The organism is Streptomyces bathyalis, from assembly GCF_015910445.1.
In the GTDB taxonomy this organism is placed as follows: Bacteria; Actinomycetota; Actinomycetes; order Streptomycetales; family Streptomycetaceae; genus Streptomyces; species Streptomyces bathyalis.
On sequence record NZ_CP048882.1, the window covers coordinates 6,113,233 to 6,128,846 of the forward strand.

At 70.1% G+C, this 15,614-nt stretch carries 20 protein-coding genes; 10 read left to right on the forward strand and 10 right to left on the reverse strand.

Translation table 11 applies throughout. The features are described from left to right. The 6 genes from hisB to hisF all read left to right on the forward strand — a co-directional run bounded on the left by hisB (position 1) and on the right by hisF (position 3,596). Entirely contained in the window at positions 1-591 is a 591-nt protein-coding gene (gene hisB / locus G4Z16_RS26450) for an imidazoleglycerol-phosphate dehydratase HisB (RefSeq protein ID WP_197354928.1), read from the forward strand. After that, a complete protein-coding gene (locus G4Z16_RS26455; RefSeq protein WP_197353141.1) occupies positions 588-752 on the forward strand; it encodes a hypothetical protein in 165 nt (54 codons plus the stop codon). The genes hisB and G4Z16_RS26455 overlap by 4 nt, the downstream gene beginning before the upstream one ends. Beyond that, positions 749-1,456 (forward strand): imidazole glycerol phosphate synthase subunit HisH, encoded by a 708-nt coding sequence (gene hisH, locus G4Z16_RS26460; RefSeq protein ID WP_197353142.1) that lies wholly within the window; start codon positions 749-751, stop codon positions 1,454-1,456. The genes G4Z16_RS26455 and hisH overlap by 4 nt, the downstream gene beginning before the upstream one ends. 107 nt (positions 1,457-1,563) lie before the next feature. After that, positions 1,564-2,304, forward strand: a complete 741-nt coding sequence (gene priA, locus G4Z16_RS26465; RefSeq protein WP_197354929.1) for a bifunctional 1-(5-phosphoribosyl)-5-((5-phosphoribosylamino)methylideneamino)imidazole-4-carboxamide isomerase/phosphoribosylanthranilate isomerase PriA — start codon at positions 1,564-1,566, stop codon at positions 2,302-2,304. Then, positions 2,304-2,720 (forward strand): RidA family protein, encoded by a 417-nt coding sequence (locus G4Z16_RS26470; RefSeq protein ID WP_197353143.1) that lies wholly within the window; start codon positions 2,304-2,306, stop codon positions 2,718-2,720. The genes priA and G4Z16_RS26470 overlap by 1 nt, the downstream gene beginning before the upstream one ends. A 75-nt stretch (positions 2,721-2,795) precedes the next feature. Beyond that, entirely contained in the window at positions 2,796-3,596 is an 801-nt protein-coding gene (gene hisF / locus G4Z16_RS26475) for an imidazole glycerol phosphate synthase subunit HisF (protein ID WP_197353144.1), read from the forward strand. 54 nt (positions 3,597-3,650) lie between these two features. On the opposite strand, the gene G4Z16_RS26480 is transcribed toward hisF, so the two are convergent. From G4Z16_RS26480 to G4Z16_RS26500, 5 genes are read right to left on the reverse strand one after another with little or no spacing between them, the layout of a single operon-like run. Continuing rightward, positions 3,651-5,093, reverse strand: a complete 1,443-nt coding sequence (locus G4Z16_RS26480; RefSeq protein WP_197353145.1) for a cytochrome P450 — start codon at positions 5,091-5,093, stop codon at positions 3,651-3,653. Further along, a complete protein-coding gene (locus tag G4Z16_RS26485; RefSeq protein WP_197353146.1) occupies positions 5,090-5,683 on the reverse strand; it encodes a GTP-binding protein in 594 nt (197 codons plus the stop codon). Before G4Z16_RS26485 ends, G4Z16_RS26480 begins: the two co-directional genes overlap by 4 nt. Next, complete coding sequence (locus tag G4Z16_RS26490) at positions 5,664-6,011, reverse strand: DUF742 domain-containing protein (protein WP_197353147.1); 348 nt, start codon at positions 6,009-6,011, stop codon at positions 5,664-5,666. The genes G4Z16_RS26485 and G4Z16_RS26490 overlap by 20 nt, the downstream gene beginning before the upstream one ends. Before the next feature lie 23 nt (positions 6,012-6,034). Beyond that, positions 6,035-6,439, reverse strand: a complete 405-nt coding sequence (locus G4Z16_RS26495) for a roadblock/LC7 domain-containing protein (protein ID WP_028435678.1) — start codon at positions 6,437-6,439, stop codon at positions 6,035-6,037. Further along, positions 6,436-7,785 (reverse strand): ATP-binding protein, encoded by a 1,350-nt coding sequence (locus tag G4Z16_RS26500; RefSeq protein WP_197353148.1) that lies wholly within the window; start codon positions 7,783-7,785, stop codon positions 6,436-6,438. Before G4Z16_RS26500 ends, G4Z16_RS26495 begins: the two co-directional genes overlap by 4 nt. 964 nt (positions 7,786-8,749) lie before the next feature. On the opposite strand from G4Z16_RS26500, the gene G4Z16_RS33125 reads away from it, so the two are divergent. The 3 genes from G4Z16_RS33125 to G4Z16_RS26515 are packed head-to-tail and all read left to right on the forward strand — an operon-like array spanning position 8,750 to position 9,892. Further along, on the forward strand, positions 8,750-9,013 hold the full coding sequence (locus G4Z16_RS33125; protein WP_197353149.1) for an SH3-like domain-containing protein: 264 nt from the start codon (positions 8,750-8,752) through the stop codon (positions 9,011-9,013). Next, positions 9,006-9,305, forward strand: coding sequence for an SH3-like domain-containing protein (locus G4Z16_RS33130; RefSeq protein WP_343070914.1), 300 nt, complete (start codon positions 9,006-9,008; stop codon positions 9,303-9,305). The genes G4Z16_RS33125 and G4Z16_RS33130 overlap by 8 nt, the downstream gene beginning before the upstream one ends. Next, positions 9,302-9,892 (forward strand): nitrile hydratase subunit alpha, encoded by a 591-nt coding sequence (locus G4Z16_RS26515; RefSeq protein WP_197353151.1) that lies wholly within the window; start codon positions 9,302-9,304, stop codon positions 9,890-9,892. Before G4Z16_RS33130 ends, G4Z16_RS26515 begins: the two co-directional genes overlap by 4 nt. A gap of 76 nt (positions 9,893-9,968) precedes the next feature. Here the strand turns inward: G4Z16_RS26515 and G4Z16_RS26520 are convergent, their stop codons facing one another. From G4Z16_RS26520 to G4Z16_RS26540, 5 genes are all read right to left on the reverse strand, one after another. Further along, positions 9,969-10,601 carry a TIGR03085 family metal-binding protein gene (locus G4Z16_RS26520; RefSeq protein ID WP_197353152.1) on the reverse strand — a complete coding sequence of 211 codons (633 nt, stop codon included), beginning with the start codon at positions 10,599-10,601 and terminating at the stop codon, positions 9,969-9,971. A 64-nt stretch (positions 10,602-10,665) separates the two neighbouring features. Further along, positions 10,666-11,697 carry a LysR substrate-binding domain-containing protein gene (locus tag G4Z16_RS26525; protein WP_197353153.1) on the reverse strand — a complete coding sequence of 344 codons (1,032 nt, stop codon included), beginning with the start codon at positions 11,695-11,697 and terminating at the stop codon, positions 10,666-10,668. Between the two features lie 14 nt (positions 11,698-11,711). Then, positions 11,712-12,038: a non-heme iron oxygenase ferredoxin subunit gene (locus tag G4Z16_RS26530; protein ID WP_197353154.1), complete on the reverse strand. Its 327-nt coding sequence runs from the start codon at positions 12,036-12,038 to the stop codon at positions 11,712-11,714. Between the two features lie 78 nt (positions 12,039-12,116). Further along, a complete protein-coding gene (locus G4Z16_RS26535) occupies positions 12,117-13,706 on the reverse strand; it encodes a xylulokinase (protein ID WP_197353155.1) in 1,590 nt (529 codons plus the stop codon). A 264-nt stretch (positions 13,707-13,970) separates the two neighbouring features. Further along, positions 13,971-14,972 carry a fatty acid desaturase gene (locus tag G4Z16_RS26540; RefSeq protein WP_197353156.1) on the reverse strand — a complete coding sequence of 334 codons (1,002 nt, stop codon included), beginning with the start codon at positions 14,970-14,972 and terminating at the stop codon, positions 13,971-13,973. Positions 14,973-15,194: 222 nt separating this feature from the next. On the opposite strand from G4Z16_RS26540, the gene hisI reads away from it, so the two are divergent. Next, positions 15,195-15,596 (forward strand): phosphoribosyl-AMP cyclohydrolase, encoded by a 402-nt coding sequence (gene hisI, locus G4Z16_RS26545; protein ID WP_197353157.1) that lies wholly within the window; start codon positions 15,195-15,197, stop codon positions 15,594-15,596. Positions 15,597-15,614: the final 18 nt, after the last annotated feature.

Genomic DNA, 15,614 nt, shown 5'->3' on the forward strand with positions numbered 1-15,614 from the left:
CTGGCTCGCGTGGGCCGCGTGGAGCGCAGCACGAAGGAGACGTCGGTCCTCGTCGAGATCAATCTCGACGGCACCGGCAAGGCCGACATCTCCACGGGCGTCGGCTTCTACGACCACATGCTCGACCAGCTCGGCCGCCACGGCCTCTTCGACCTGTCGGTCAAGACCGAGGGCGATCTGCACATCGACAGCCACCACACGATCGAGGACACCTCGCTCGCGCTCGGCGCCGCCTTCAAGCAGGCACTCGGCGACAAGAGCGGGATCGTCCGCTTCGCCAATGCCTCCGTGCCGCTGGACGAGTCGCTGGCCCAGGTCACGGTCGACCTCTCGGGCCGTCCGTACCTCGTGCACAGCGAACCCGAGGGCATGGCGCCGATGATCGGCGAGTACGACACGACGATGACGCGGCACATCCTGGAGTCCTTCGTGGCGCAGGCGCAGGTCGCGCTGCACGTGCACGTGCCGTACGGGCGCAATGCGCATCACATCGTCGAGTGCCAGTTCAAGGCCCTTGCCCGCGCGCTGCGTTACGCCAGCGAGATCGACCCGCGCCAGAGCGGCATCCCCTCGACGAAGGGCGCGCTGTGACGGGCCTGTCGGCTGTTCTCATCTTCGTCGGCCTGTTCCTGCTCGGCGGGGCGATCTCCTTCTGGAAGCAGAAGCTGCCCAAGGGGATCATCGCCGTGCTCGGCGCGGGGGCGGCGCTGGCCCTGCTCGCCGGGATCCTGCGGCTGGAGGTGTGGGCGTGAGCACCGGCAACACGGACGGCACGGCCGCGGAGGGCAGGAGCGCCGCGGGCGGGAACGAGCAGCGCAAGAAGGTCGTCGTCTTCGACTACGGCTTCGGCAACGTGCGTTCGGCCGAGCGCGCTCTTGCCCGCGCCGGCGCGGACGTGGAGATCACCCGCGACTACGGCGCGGCCATGGAGGCGGACGGTCTGCTGGTGCCGGGCGTCGGCGCCTTCGCCGCCTGCATGGACGGGCTGCGGGCGGCACGCGGCGACTGGATCATGGAGCGGCGCCTCGCGGGAGGGCGCCCCGTGCTGGGCATATGCGTCGGCATGCAGGTCCTCTTCGCCCGCGGCATCGAGCACGGCGTCGAGGCCGAAGGCCTGGGTGAATGGCCGGGCACCGTGGGGCCGTTGAAGGCGGACGCCGATCACTCGGTGCCCCACATGGGCTGGAACACGGTCACTCCGGCCGAGGGTTCGCGTCTCTTCGAGGGGCTCTCCGAGAGCGAGCGCTACTACTTCGTCCACTCCTACGCCGTCCACGACTGGGAACTGACCGTCACGAATCCGGCGATGACCCCGCCCAGGGTCAGCTGGGCCGAGCACGGTGCGCCGTTCGTCGCCGCCGTGGAGAACGGTCCGCTGTGGGCGACCCAGTTCCACCCCGAGAAGTCCGGCGACGCCGGTGCCCGGCTGCTCTCCAACTGGGTCGCGTTCATCTGAGAGCACCCGACCTGAGATCACTGACGCCTCCTCGCCTCCCCGCCCATCGCTTCCGCTTCTTCTTCCGACAACACCGTTCCGCTCCACTACAGAAGCCGAGAGTGCCTGTGTCCACGCCTTCGTCCGCGCCCAAGCTGGAACTGCTGCCCGCCGTCGACGTACGTGACGGACAGGCCGTGCGCCTCGTGCACGGCGAGTCCGGTTCCGAGACCGCCTACGGCGACCCGCTGCAGGCAGCCCTCACCTGGCAGCGCGCCGGTGCCCGGTGGCTGCACCTGGTCGACCTCGACGCCGCCTTCGGCACGGGCGACAACCGCGCCCGCATCGCCGAGGTGGCCGGTGCCATGGACATCGACGTCGAGCTGTCCGGCGGCATCCGCGACGACCAGAGCCTCGCCGCGGCCCTCGCCACCGGCTGCCGCCGCGTCAACCTGGGCACCGCCGCGCTCGAGACGCCGGAATGGGTCGCCAAGGTCATCGCCGAGCACGGCGACAGGATCGCCGTCGGTCTGGACGTACGGGGCACGACGCTGCGCGGCCGCGGCTGGACCAGGGACGGCGGCGACCTCTACGAGACGCTGGCCCGGCTCGACTCCGAGGGCTGCGCCCGCTACGTCGTCACCGACATCAACAAGGACGGCACGCTCAAGGGCCCCAACCTCGAACTGCTGCGCAACGTCTGTGCCGTGACGGACCGGCCCGTCGTCGCGTCCGGCGGCGTCTCCTCCCTTGACGATCTGCGGGCCATCGCCACGCTTGTACCCGAGGGCGTCGAGGGCGCCATTGTGGGGAAGGCCCTCTACGCCGAGGCGTTCACACTTGAAGAGGCTTTGGAGGCCGTCTCCTGATGACCCCGTCCGAACGGCGTGACCCCGACGTGGAACGTGACCGCTCCGGAAGCACCTGGGAGAAGACGATCGGTTTCGCACGCGCCGTCGCGGCGGGCGACCGGGTACTCGTGGCGGGGACGATGCCTCTCTCGGACGGCAAGCTCCTGGGGGAGGGCTCACCGTACGAGCAGACCAGGGCGGCCTTCGGGAAGGCGCTGGAGGCACTCGAGCCCTTCGGCCTCGACGCCTCGTCCGTGATCCGCACGCGGATGTATCTCACGCATGCGCGGGACGTGGACGACGTGGCGCGCGCCCACAAGGAGATCTTCGGCGACATCGCCCCAGCCGCCACGGTGGTGGTGGTCTCCGGTTTCGTGGACTCCCGGGTCCTGGTGGAGGTGGAGATGGAGGCCTTCCGCGGCGGCCGGACGTAACGCCGCCTTCCCGATGGGCCAGTGCGGTCCGTCCCTCATCGATCGACGCACCACCTGCAAGGAGTCAGCACAGCGATGTCCGTGGCCGTACGAGTCATTCCCTGCCTGGACGTGGACGCCGGACGGGTCGTCAAGGGCGTGAACTTCAAGAACCTGCGGGACGCGGGCGACCCCGTCGAGATGGCGAAGATCTACGACGAGGAAGGCGCCGACGAGCTGACCTTCCTCGACATCACCGCCTCCTCCTCCGACCGCGAGACGACGTACGACGTGGTGCGCCGCACCGCCGAGCAGGTCTTCATCCCGCTGACGGTCGGCGGCGGCGTCCGCAGCGGCGACGACGTGAACAGGCTGCTGCGCGCGGGTGCCGACAAGGTCGGCGTGAACACCGCGGCGATCGCCCGTCCCGAGCTGATCCGGGAGATCGCCGAACGCTTCGGCAGCCAGGTGCTGGTGCTGTCCGTGGACGCGCGGCGCTGCGTGCCGCCGGGGGCATCCGGGGACGCGGAGGGCGCCGGGGCCTCAACACCCTCCGGATTCGAGGTCACCACGCACGGCGGACGCCGCGGCACCGGCATCGACGCCGTCGAATGGGCGCGGCGGGCCGCGGAGTTGGGCGCCGGGGAGATCCTGCTGAACTCGATGGACGCGGACGGCACGAAGGACGGCTACGACACGGAGATGATCCGGGCCGTGGGTGCGCACGTCTCGGTGCCCGTCGTCGCCTCCGGCGGCGCGGGCCGGCTGGAGCACTTCCCGGCCGCGGTCGAGGCCGGAGCGGATGCCGTACTGGCAGCCTCCGTCTTCCACTTCGGCGATCTGCGGATCGGCCAGGTCAAGGACACGCTCCGCGAGGCCGGGACGCCCGTACGGTGAACCGCGGCGCGCCCCGCCCGGGGCCGCGCCGTGACGGGTCACCTGCCGTGACGGTCACTTGCCGCGTCGACCCGCCAGGCTCCAACGGCGCCGCCGAGAGCCGGGGGACGCGGCCGGGGCGGGGCGGCCTGCTGCGGCGTCGGAGGAAGAGCCGGACGGTTCGGACGGCGTGGACGGCGTGGACGCTGCTGCCTCCGCCGCATGCGTGGCCGGTGTGGCGGTGAAGCGGACGGGCAGTTCGGTCAGGGCGCGGATGAACGGCCCCGGGCGCCATGAGAGTTCCTCGGCGGGCACCGCGAGCTCCATCTCGGGGAGCAGGTCGAGGACGGTGTCGATGGCGACCTCGGCGATGATGCTCGCGGTGTCCTGCGCGGGGCAGGCGTGCGGCCCGGCGCTGAACGCGAGATGGGACGTGTTCGCGGCCCGCTCCGCCTGGTTCGTCGGCAGCGTCGGGTCTAGGTTGGCGGCGGCGTGGCTGATGGTCACCGGCACGCCGGTGGGGATGAGGGTCTCCTCGCCGGTGTCCTGATCGCGCAGGACGTAGTCCTCGATGGCGTACACGAACGAGTAGTTCGAGTGCGGTGCGTGCAGCCACAGCACCTCGTTCAGCGCGTCGGTGACCGTGAGGCTGCCGCCGGTCAGGTCGCCCGCGAAGCGGTCGTCGGAGAGCAGCATCATCGTGGCCGTGGAGATCCAGGCGGTGCCGGGCACCTGGCCGGCACCGGTGATGACCACGAGCTGGTCGATGAGCTCTTCCCGGGTCACGTTGGCGGAGTGCCGCAGCAGCCGCGTGGTCACGTCGTCGCCGGGAGTCCGGTACTTGAGCTCGATCAGCTCGTTCAGGCACGCCACCAGGTCCTGGACGCCCTGTGTGGCGGCGTCGGGTTCGACGGCGTTGACCATCTGGAGGAAGGCCCTGGAGATGCGGGGGTTGAGATGGTCGGGGCAGCCGAAGAGCTGGGTGAGGACCATGACCGGGATGCGCGCCGCGTACTGCGAGACGAGATCCGCCCTGCCGTCCTCGGCGAATTCGTCGATCAGCTGTGTGGCGCTGCGCTGGACGACGGCTCGCAACTGGCGGGGGTCGATGCCGCCCAGGGCGCGGTCGACGGGCGTCCGCAGGCGCAGATGTTCCTGGCCGTCGGCGAACCACAGGCTCTTGCGCGGGCCCATGATCGGCAGGATCGGGCTGTCGCGGGGGACGCGGCCGTCGGCCAGGGCCTTCCAGCGGTGGGCGTCCTTGCTGAAGTAGGGGCTGCGGAGCACTTCCAGGGCCGCCTGGTATCCGGTCACGAGGATCGACTCGACTCCGGGCGCCAGCTCCACCCACTGCGCGGGGCCGCCCTGTGAACGCAGCCGGTCGTAGAGGGCGTTGGGGTCCGCGGCGAAGGCGTCGTCGTACAGCTTCGGCAGATCGCTGCCGGTCCCTGCGGACGGCCGGTGTGCGGGGCAGCCCGGCGGCGCCGCGTGGGGTTCGGAGAGGGGCGAGGAGGTCACGACGACTCCTGGTGGCCGGCGTACAGGTGCTTGACGAGCGTGATCAGTGCGGTCTTGGCGGACTTGCGGTCCCGCGCGTCACAGGTGAGCAGCGGTGTGGCGGGATCGAGGTCGAGCGCTTCGCGCAGCTCGTCCTCGGGGTAATCCGGGGTGTCGGGGAAGGTGTTGAGCGCGACGATGTACGGGAGCGAGCTCTTCTCGACCAGACTCAGGGCCTCGAAGGACTGGTCGAGGAATCGGGAGTCGGCCAGCACGAGGGCCCCGTAGGCGCCGCGCGAGAGGTCCTCCCAGATCTGTGTGAAGCGCTGCTGGCCGGGCGTGCCGAACAGGTACAGCGCGAGGTCCTCGGCGAGGGTGAGCCGTCCGAAGTCGAGGGCGACGGTGGTGGATCTCTTGCCCGGCACCCCGGTCAGATCGTCCACGGCGGCGCTGGTCTGCGTCATGAGTTCCTCGGTACGCAGCGGCTCGATCTCGCTGACGGCTCCGATCAAGGTCGTCTTGCCGACCCCGAAGGGGCCCACCACCATCAGCTTCGCCGTGATCTGCACGGTGTCACGGACGTAGACACCGTCAGAGAGCCTGGAGGCCATGCAGCATCCTCTCCAGGGTTCGCAGGCGGTCGGGGTCGGGGGTCGCCGGCGTTCCGGCCTCCTTCTGGCTCGCCTTGACCTCCAGGAGGCCGGAGTCGATGAGGTCTCCGAGCAGGATGCGGGTGATGGTGAGCGGCTGCCCGAGGTGCCCGGCGACCTCGATGACGGACAGGTAGCCGCCGCGGCACAGGTCGATCACCCGCAGATCCTCGGGCTGCAGGCCGGTCCGCGGCTTCCCCGGGACGGCGGTCACCATCGTGAGCACGTCGAGTTCGTCGGCGGTCCCGGTGGGCTGGGCGCGCCCACCGGTCAGCACGAACGTTCTCACCAGGTCATGCCTGTGACGGTGCGTCATGTCCCGCTGCCCACGTCCTCGCGGAGCTCGGCGCCCATCTCCCGTCCGAGCTGGGCCACGACCTCGTGCATCCGGTAGGCCACCTGTCCCACGTCGGCGGCACCGGAGGTCGCCACGGACAGGAACGTCGAGTCGTGCGCACGGATGGTGACCACGAATCCGCCGTCGAACTCGACCATGCTCTGCCTCCACGAGTCGGCCGGGGCTCGGCAGAACATCGCGGTGGCGCTGCTGGTGGACTGCACGCCCGCGAGGGCCGCCGCGATGCTGTCCGCCTGGTCCTGGTCGAGGCCCTGGGAGAAGGCCTTCACCAGCCCGTCAGCGGTGATGAGGATGGCGTCGTGGACCTCGGGCTGGTCCAGCACCTGGTTGAGCATCCAGGCGTCCGGGTTCTGGGTCATGACTCGGGAGTCCCTTCGGTGGACGGACGGAGGCGGTCGGCCGCCGCCTTGCCTGCTCGCTGGAACGCACCGATCGATGCCGCCGCCTCACCGGGTGAGCGAGGTGCGGCGGACTTGGTGGCAGGGGGTGGCTGCTCGGAGTGGTCGGCGCTCGGGGCAGGCTGTTTCCGGGTCCGTTTCGGCAGCCCGTTCGCGGTGGTCGGGCGCGCCGGTACCGCCTCGCGCTCGCCCTCGGCCGCTTCGCCGTCGTCCGCTCCGGAACCGGCCGGCTCGGACTCGGCGGGCTCCGATGCGGCGGGCTCTGCGCGCGGCGGCGGCACGGCGGCGGGCGCAGAGGTGGGCGCGGAGGTGGGCTTCACCGGGTCGGTGAGAAGTGTGCGGGGGAGGTTCACCACGGCGCGGACGCCGCCGAATGCCGAGGCGGTATCGATCGAGATCGTGAAGCCGTAGCGACGGGCCAGCGCACCGCACGCGGCGAGCCCGAACCGCGGGGGGTCTCCCAGTTTCGCGAGCCCGAGGGACTCGTCCTTGAGCAGGCGCACGGCCTTCTCCTGCTCGGCGGCGTTCAGCCCGACACCGGCGTCCTCGATCACGAACGCCAGCCCGGTGTGGGTGAGTTGGACGTGCACCTGGACGGGGGTCTGCGGGTGCGACGAGCGGGTGGCGTTCTCGAGCAATTCGGCGATCGTCATGACCAGGGGTTCCACGACCCGGCCCGTCACGGCACGGGTGTCCTCGATCCGTACGATCTGGACGCGCTTGTAGTCCAGGATCCGTCCGATGGCGCCGCGGACGATGTCGTGGAGCGACGTCGCGTTGTGCTGGCGGCCCGGCCACGCGCGGCAGACGACGGCCATGCCGACCGCGCGGCGGAGGATCTGGGCGTTGGTGTGGTCGAGCTGCATCAGGTCCTCGAGGAAGGCCGAGTCGTCGTGGCGCTCGGTCATCTCGTTGATCTTCAGCTGCTGCCCGTTGGCGAGTCCCTGCAGCTTGCGGGCCACGGCCAGCAGCAGACCTTCGGCGGCCTGTTCGGCGGTCTCGCTCGCGAAGCTGAACATCTCCAGCACCGAGTCGTGGGCGTCGGCGAAGTCCGAGCCGGCGAGGGCCTGATGGCGCAGGTCCGGTATCTGCCGGCGCCGCCCCTGCCACTGGGCGTCCGCGAGTGCCTGGAGGCGCTGTTCGACGAGGTGCTGCGTCTCCTCGTCCCGCATGCGGACCTGCCGCTCCAGGACATGACTGCGCTCGGCGTTCCGGACAGCCATCCTCCGGAACCGCAGTGCCGTGATTCCGGCCGCGATCGCAGCGACCGCAAGGAGCGGCACGAGCCAGAACGCTACGTCCGTCATACGCATCATCAGAACCTCAAGCAGGAGCGAGTTCGCCGGTCGAGAGAAGGTGAACGAGCGGTTCACGAGGCGGTCCTGCGCGAGGGGCCCCGCGGCCCGCGGTGGATCGGGGGGACGAGGCAGCGACCGCGTGCGAGAGGTACGGACGGTACGAACCGGTCCGCGCCGGCAGGTGAGAACCGCGCGGTGGACCTGCAACCAAGTCACGAATGGTCAGAATCATCAGGGCTCCGTTCGAGACGGACAGGTCGAACCTGTGCCCATCGTCGGTGCACTTGGCGCAGTCGAGGCTCGGCGACTCCGGTGATACGTCAAGATACGTCAGCCGTCTTTGAATTCAAGACAGTTGACAGGAGAACTTGAGACAGGTCTGCGCTGCACCGCTCGCCTCGTGACAGGGTCTGAGAAGGACAAAGGGACTCCTCGGTGCGCATCGGTCCCGGCCTGCGCGGCAATAGGTTCTCGACTACGCGGACAAAAGCGAATTCGTCCCATTCGGATAGTCCCGTGCGCCTCCCCCGGGGAACCGCGCAATGTGCCGGAAAGCCGGGCTCAGCGGCGTGCCGGCCGGAGTGCGGGAACGGGATCCCCGTTGATTCGGGGGGACTTGGAACACGGCGCGGGACATGGCTGCGACTTGCGGCCTGCGCGATGCGGAAACGAGCCGGGCGACCGTATCGGGCATCGGTGGCTCAACTCGTGCTGAATATCCTCCGATGCGCCTTCTGGATGTCCGCCCGACTTCGGGTCCCGCTGTCATCGAGCCTCTGCGGCGGTTGATGTCGTTCATGTCCGTCTTGGCGCCGCTCTTTTCCCGCGCCTCATCGCCCCACCCCTGAAGTCCGGCAACTCGCGGCGCACGCGTTCCGTATCTCGCATCCGGTGGAACAGCGGCGCAAAGCCGGCCACGCCGGGAGATCCCGGACGGTTCCCGCAGGCGGCCCCTGCGCATAGGCTGCCGCGCATGAGCAGGGTGAACGACGTCGGCGGGCAGACGGGGTTCGGGCCCATCGTCACCGAGGAGAACGAGCCGGCCTTCCACGCGGACTGGGAGGCGCGGGTATATGCGCTGAACATCGCGCTGGTGCGGCGCGGCGCCTACACCCTGGACGAGTTCCGCGACGCCATCGAACGCATGCCTCCGCAGGAGTACTTGGCCGCTTCGTACTACGAGCGCTGGCTCCACGCGATCGATGTGCTCACCGCCCGGGGCGGCGGCGATGAGTGACCCGGCGGCCGCACGGTTCGCCGCCGGCGACCCGGTGCGCACCCGTGCCTTCGACCCCGACTGGCACACGCGGCTTCCCGCCTACGCACGCGGACGAACGGGACGGATCGTCGAGGTCACCGGGAGCTGGCCGGTCGCCGACGACGTGGCCCGGCGCCACGAACGGCCACGCGTCGAGCCCGTCTACACCGTGGCGTTCGCCGCCCGCGACCTGTGGGGCGAGGGCGACCACGAGGTGACGCTGGACCTGTGGCAGTCGTATCTGGAACCGGCCGAGGAGCACCTGTCATGAGCGGAACGCACACAGGCAACCCTGTCGCGGCACGGGTGCGCCGCCTGGAGGAGCGCCTCGTCGCGGCCGGCCAGGTCACCGATGCGGAGCTGGACGCCGTCCTCACCTCGGTACTGGACGGCGCGTCCCCGCTGAACGGCGCCCGTATCGTCGCCCGGGCCTGGAGCGACGCCGGTTTCCGCGAGCGGCTGCTCGCCGACGCCAATGCCGCCCTGCCCGAGGTCGGCCTGTCGATGGCGGGCGGGCTGCAGGAGCAGCGTCTGAAGGTCGTCGCCAACACCCCGGAACGTCACAACGTGCTGGTCTGCACGCTGTGTTCCTGCTACCCGGTGGCGCTGCTCGGCCCGTCGCCGTCCTGGTACAAGAGCGAGGCCTACCGCTCTCGCGTCGTGCGCGAACCGCGTGCCGTGCTCGCGGAGTTCGGGCTCGACATCCCGGACGGGCGCGAGATCACCGTCTGGGACTCCAGCGCGGAGAGCCGCTACATGGTCCTGCCGCAACGCCCGCCGGGCACCGAGGAGTTGACGGAGGACCGGCTCGCGGAGCTGGTGACCCGCGAGGGGCTCATCGGCACGGCGGCCCTCTGACGCACGGCGGCGGTCCGACGCACGACGTGCGAGGACCGGGCCGCCGTGCCGGGCAGGGCCGGGCGGCGAAGCGCGCTCAGAGCCCCAGCTCCGCGTCGTGTGCCCGCGCCACGGCCTCCTTCTGGCCCTCCTCCTCCACGCGCGCGACGCGCTGCCGCCCCGAGACGTACAGCACCAGCTCGTTGGGTTCACCGGTCACGGTCACCACCGGGGTGCCCTTGCGGGCGACGGCGGTCTGGCCGTCGGGACGGCGCAGGACCAGGCCGACCGGCGACTTGCGGCCGAAGACCCGTGCCATCTTCTCCAAGCGCTTCCACAGCGCGTCCTGGAAGACGCTGTCCAGCTCGCGCGGCGTCCAGTCCGGTACGGCACGGCGCAGGTCCTCGGCGTGGATGTAGAACTCGACGGTGTTCGCCACCTCGTCGACCTGCTTGAGCGCGTACGGGGACATCCGTGGCGGCCCCGTGCGGATGAGCTGGATGAGCTCCTCGTACGGCTTGGCGGTGAACTCGCCCTGCACGCGGTCGAGTCGGGGGGCGAGCGACTTGAGCAGCAGTCCGCCCGCGGCGTCCGCGCGGCGTTCGCGCACCACCACGTGCGCGGCGAGGTCGCGGGCCTTCCAGCCGTCGCACAGGGTCGGGGCCTCGGGTCCGCTGCTCTCCAACAGATCCGCCAGGATGAGACGTTCACGCTTGGCATGGGTCGACATGCCGCCAAGGGTACGGCCGGCCACGCGCGGGAGAGCTGATTTCGGGCCGCGCCCGGCGGGGCGCCTACTCGCGGGCGCGGTCGAAGAACTCCTCGGCCGTCGCCATGAAGGCCCGGGTCACCGACACCGTGCGGCGCTCGCGCAGGCACACGGCGAACGCCTCGGTGTAGATGTCGGCGTCGAGGATGCGCAGCATGCGGGTGCGGCGCTCGGGGACGTACTCGATGTCGGTGGTGATGCCCACGCCGAACCCCGCCACGACGGCCTCGCGCACCCCTTCGCGGCAGACCTCCAGGGTGACGCGCGGCACGATGCCGCGTTCCTGGAGCACCTGCTCCAGAGTGAGGCGGCAGGTCGAGCCCTTCTCCCGCAACACCAGTGCCATGTCGGCGAGTTCGTGGAGCCGCACTCCGTCCCGTCCCGCCCACGGATGGTCGTCGCGGCAGAAGAGCACGACGTCCTGCCTGCTGTACGGCAGCGCGTGCAGCCGGCTGTCCAGGGTGGTCTGGCCGACGATGCCGACGTCGATCTCCTGGTCGATGAGTCTGCGGATGACCGTGGCGGAGTTGTCCAGTTGCAGCGAGAGGGCAACGCCGGGGTGGGCACGGCTGAACGTGGACAGCAGCCGCATCACGAAGTACGGCGCCACGCCGCCCACCCGGAGCCTGCCGCGCAGCGTGCTCCCCGCGGAGTTGAGCAGTTCCACCGCCTCGCCTTCCAGGGCGAAGAGCTGCTGGGTGATGGTGAACAGCGACTCGCCGAGCTCGGTGAGCCGCACGTTCCGCGGGGTGCGGCGCACGAGTTCGACGCCGTAGTGGGACTCGAGCTGCCGCAGCTGGACGGTCACCGTCGGCTGGCTGACGTGCAGCAGCGAGGCCGCCGCCGTGATGCTTCCGGCGACGGCCACGGCGTGGAAGGAGCGGAGCTGGTTGAAGCTCACGTACGGCAGGGCGTTCGGCTGAGCGGTTGTTGCTCCGGACGCGGCCTCGGCGCCCTTCGCGTCACCCGGAGCGGTTCCACCGGTCTTGCGGAGCGAGGTCTTCGGCCTGTCCGAACGGGCTGCGGCGGCCACGGCGTCGGACAGCGCCTCGGACATCAGCTCCGTCACCCCTATCCCGAGAGGCGGATCCAGACCCGGCCATCGTCGACCCGCGCCGGATAGACGCGCAAGGGCCTCGTCAGCGGGGGGCACATGGCCTTGCCCGTCGGTACGTGGAACACGCCTTGGTGGCGGGGGCATTCGACGGTGTCGTCCTGCACGTAACCCTCGGACAGCGACGCCTCCTGGTGGGTGCAGCGGTCGTCGGTGACGTAGTAGTCGCCGCCGAGGTTGAAGACCGCGTACGCGTGCCCGCGCACGTTGACGCAGACGACGTCGTCCTCCTCGACCTCGGAGGCGTCGGTCAGGGCGCACCAGCCCCCGTCGGGCTCGCTCATCTCACTCGCTCCTCGCATGCTCGGCTGCCGCCCCTCCGATTCGCCTGCAGGGGCGGCCGGTTGTGCGTCGGGCCCCGTTCAACTGCTGCCGCCCGCACCGCTGATGGCGCTGGGCTCCGGGTCGCTGTAGCGGTTCACCAGTGCGTTGTGGCGGCTCATGCTCGACTTGAGGTCGTCGTACAGCTGCGCCCACAACTCGAAGAAGTCGACGTACATGGCGTGCAGTTCGGGATCGGGCTCGACGACGCCGCGCACGGGGGCGAGGTCCTTCATGGGCTCCCGCATGTCCTTGTACAGCCCGACGCCCGAGGCGGCGATCACGGCATCGCCGAGGGGTGCCGCCTCGTCCACGTCGGGGATCAGCAGCCGGCGGTTGGTGACGTTGGCGGTGATCTGGTTCCACAGCGGGCTCTTCGTCGGGCCTCCGTTGAGCACGAGTTCGGGGAAGTCGGCGCCGCCGTCCTCCGCGATGCGCACGTTGGAGTAGAGGTCGAAGGCGACGCCTTCGATCAGCGCCCTGATGACGTGGGCCCGGCCGGTGAACGGCTGGATCCCGAAGAAGACGCCGCACGCCTGCCCGTCCCAGCGCGGCGAGAGGGAGTTGCCGAGGTACGGCAGGTACATCAGTCCGTCCGCGCCGGGCGTGATGCGTTCCGCCTGCGCGGTGACGAGGTCGAAGACGTTGCGGCCCATGCGTTCGGCGAGTGCGCTCTCGGGGTCGGCGAACTTGTCGCGGAACCACTTCAGGGACGCCCCGGTGAAGGCCATCGGCGCGTCGAACAGCGTCATCCCGTCCAGCACGTGCGGCCACTTGAGGATGCGGTACTCATCGGGCAGTTCGTCACGCGGCACGAGAACTCCGAGGTTGGAGCCCGTGCCCATCGAGTAGTAGGCCTGCCCGGCCTCGATGGCTCCCGCGCCCAGCGCGGCCGCGCCGATGTCGGTGCCGCCGGCCACCACGGCGGTGCCCTCCTGCAGGCCCGTCTCGCGGGCGGCCTGCGCGGTGACGGTGCCGATGACCGTGTCCGAGCTGTGGATGTCCGGATAGATGCCGGGGGAGAGGCCGAGTGCCTCCGTGAGGGAGTGGTCCCAGCGGGCGTGGCGGTGCTCGTACGGGTAGAAGAGCCCCGCGTCTCCGTGATTCATGGAGTATTCGCCGGTCAGCCGCATCGTGCAGTATCCGGCGGGGGAGAGCAGTTTGTGGATCGCGGCGAAGACCTCCGGCTCGTGGCGCCGCAGCCACATGGCCTTCGGCTCGATGAACCAGGACGCGACGCGGTTGCCGTTCACGGCCTTGATCCGGTTCTCGCCGACCTGTTCGCGTATCTCCTCGCACTCGCGGTGCGAGCGGCTGTCCATCCAGATCATGGCCCGCCGCAGTGGCCGCCCGTCGCGGTCGACGGGCAGGGTGACTCCGACCAGACCCGAGATCGACACCCCCGCCACATCCGAGGCCGGCCCGGCGTACTGGTTCACGCAGCGGGCTATGCAGGACGAGACCGCACGCCAGTAGTCGTCGGGATCCTGCTCGGCCCATCCCGGGTGCGGGTGGTGCAGAGGGTGCTCCGCCGCGGCGGAGGCGACGACCTTGCCCTCCGCGGTGTCGAGGATGCACGCCTTGACGTTGGTCGTGCCGATGTCGATGCCGAGCGTGAGGTGTCCGGACAACGGATGCTCCTTTGCATCACGGAGACGGAGGGCGGGGGGGGGAAGCGGGAGGAGGGGGAGGAGGCGGGGGAAGCAGAGAAAGGGGAGAGGGGCACAGGACGGGGCCGGAGAAGACGGATGGAGGACGGACGGGAGGGGAAGCGGCGCGGCGGCGAGGCCTGGCCGCCGCGCCGCGTGGAGCGCCCGCGCGGACCGACTCGGGGTCCCCACGCCCCCCCGGTATGCCGTGGGGACCCCCACCCGCGCCGAGAGGGCGCAGGAGATTCAGCCGGTCACCGCCACGGACGTGCTGGTCGGCACCGTCGACCCGGACCCCTGCCCGAGGCTGCCGACGATGTCGCGGTGGGCACGCACATATCCCTTGCTCACCACGTACTGCCGCCTCGCAGGTGCGCCGGGCAGCGCACGGTGAAGCCGCGCCAGGTTGTGGAACGGGACGGAAGGAGCCAAGTGGTGCTCCGCGTGGTAGGGCATGTTCCAGTACAGGAAGCGGATCAGCGGATTGGTCAGCGTGGTCCGCGTATTGGTCAGCGGGTCCGCGCCCTCGGCCATGCCGGTGTGCTCCGCCATGCGCACCAGACGGAGCGTGGGCTCCGCGACCACGCGGGGGAGGAGCCAGAAGGCGAGCAGGCCCGCCCAGGTGCCGGTCAGGACGCACACGGCACCCGCGGCCACGTACAGGCCCACCATCAGCCGCGCCTCCCAGATCACGCGTGCGCGCTCCGACTCGGGGAGGAAGAACCGCTCACGGTCGTTGAAGCGCCCGGTGCAGCCCCGGTACAGCGTGCCGACCACTTTGGGCCAGAATTCCATTCCGAATACCTCGCCCAGATATCCGGAAATGCCGTCGGGCATGGGCACCTGGTCCGGGTCGCGTTCCGGATCCTGTGTGTAGGAATGGTGTGCGGCGTGACGGTATCGGAAATAAAGTGCGGGCCTCATCATCAGTACACCGCAGAATGTCGCCACCGTGCTGTTCAGCCGGCGCGTACGGAACGCGGTGCCGTGCGTGCACTCGTGCATCGGCGCGAACAGGAACACCAGGACGATCCCCTGCGCGAACATGGCCGGGAGCATCCACCAGGTCCCCCAACTCCACGCGATGAGGCCCGTGGTGGCCCCGCCGACGGCCAGATGCCCGGCCATGTGGCGCAGCGCCGGGCCGTTGCGCCGCCGCTGCAGACCCTTGAGTTCCTTGCGGGGCAGCGGTGCCTTCGCGGGCTTGGCCCAGGGATCCACTTCGCCAGGCGTCAGCATCGGAGTCATCAGCCGCGGTCCTCCCTCCCCCTGCACCTCCGGCGTGGGGGGACCCCCATTTCTGTCGCCGGACACTCCTCACACAATGAGTGAAAGGAGCTCGCGGTGTCGAATAGAAAAAACAAAGAATCGCCATAGATTCCCTCTATGCATGCACAGCGGGAATCCTCCGCACATACGGATCCGAACGCGCGTGCACGCCAGGGCCCGGCATGCGCGAGAATGGTCCTCATGCCCGCACGATCCTCCGAGACCTCGCTCGACCCCGAGATCGCCGCACGTCTCAAGCGCAACGCGGACGGCCTGTTCCCCGCCGTCGCCCAGCAGCACGACACGGGGGAGGTGCTGATGCTCGGATGGATGGACGACGAAGCCCTGCACCGCACCCTCACCACCGGCCGCGCCACGTACTTCAGCCGCAGCCGCCAGGAGTACTGGGTCAAGGGCGACACCTCGGGCCACGTCCAGCATGTGCGTTCCGTGGCCCTGGACTGCGACGGCGACACCGTGCTGGTAAAGGTCGACCAGGTCGGCGGCGCCTGCCACACGGGCGACCGCACCTGTTTCGACGCGGGGCTCCTGCAGAAGGCGGGCGGAGCGCCCACGGACGGCCCGCACACCCATGAAGGGTGACGGCCAGTAAGGTCAGCG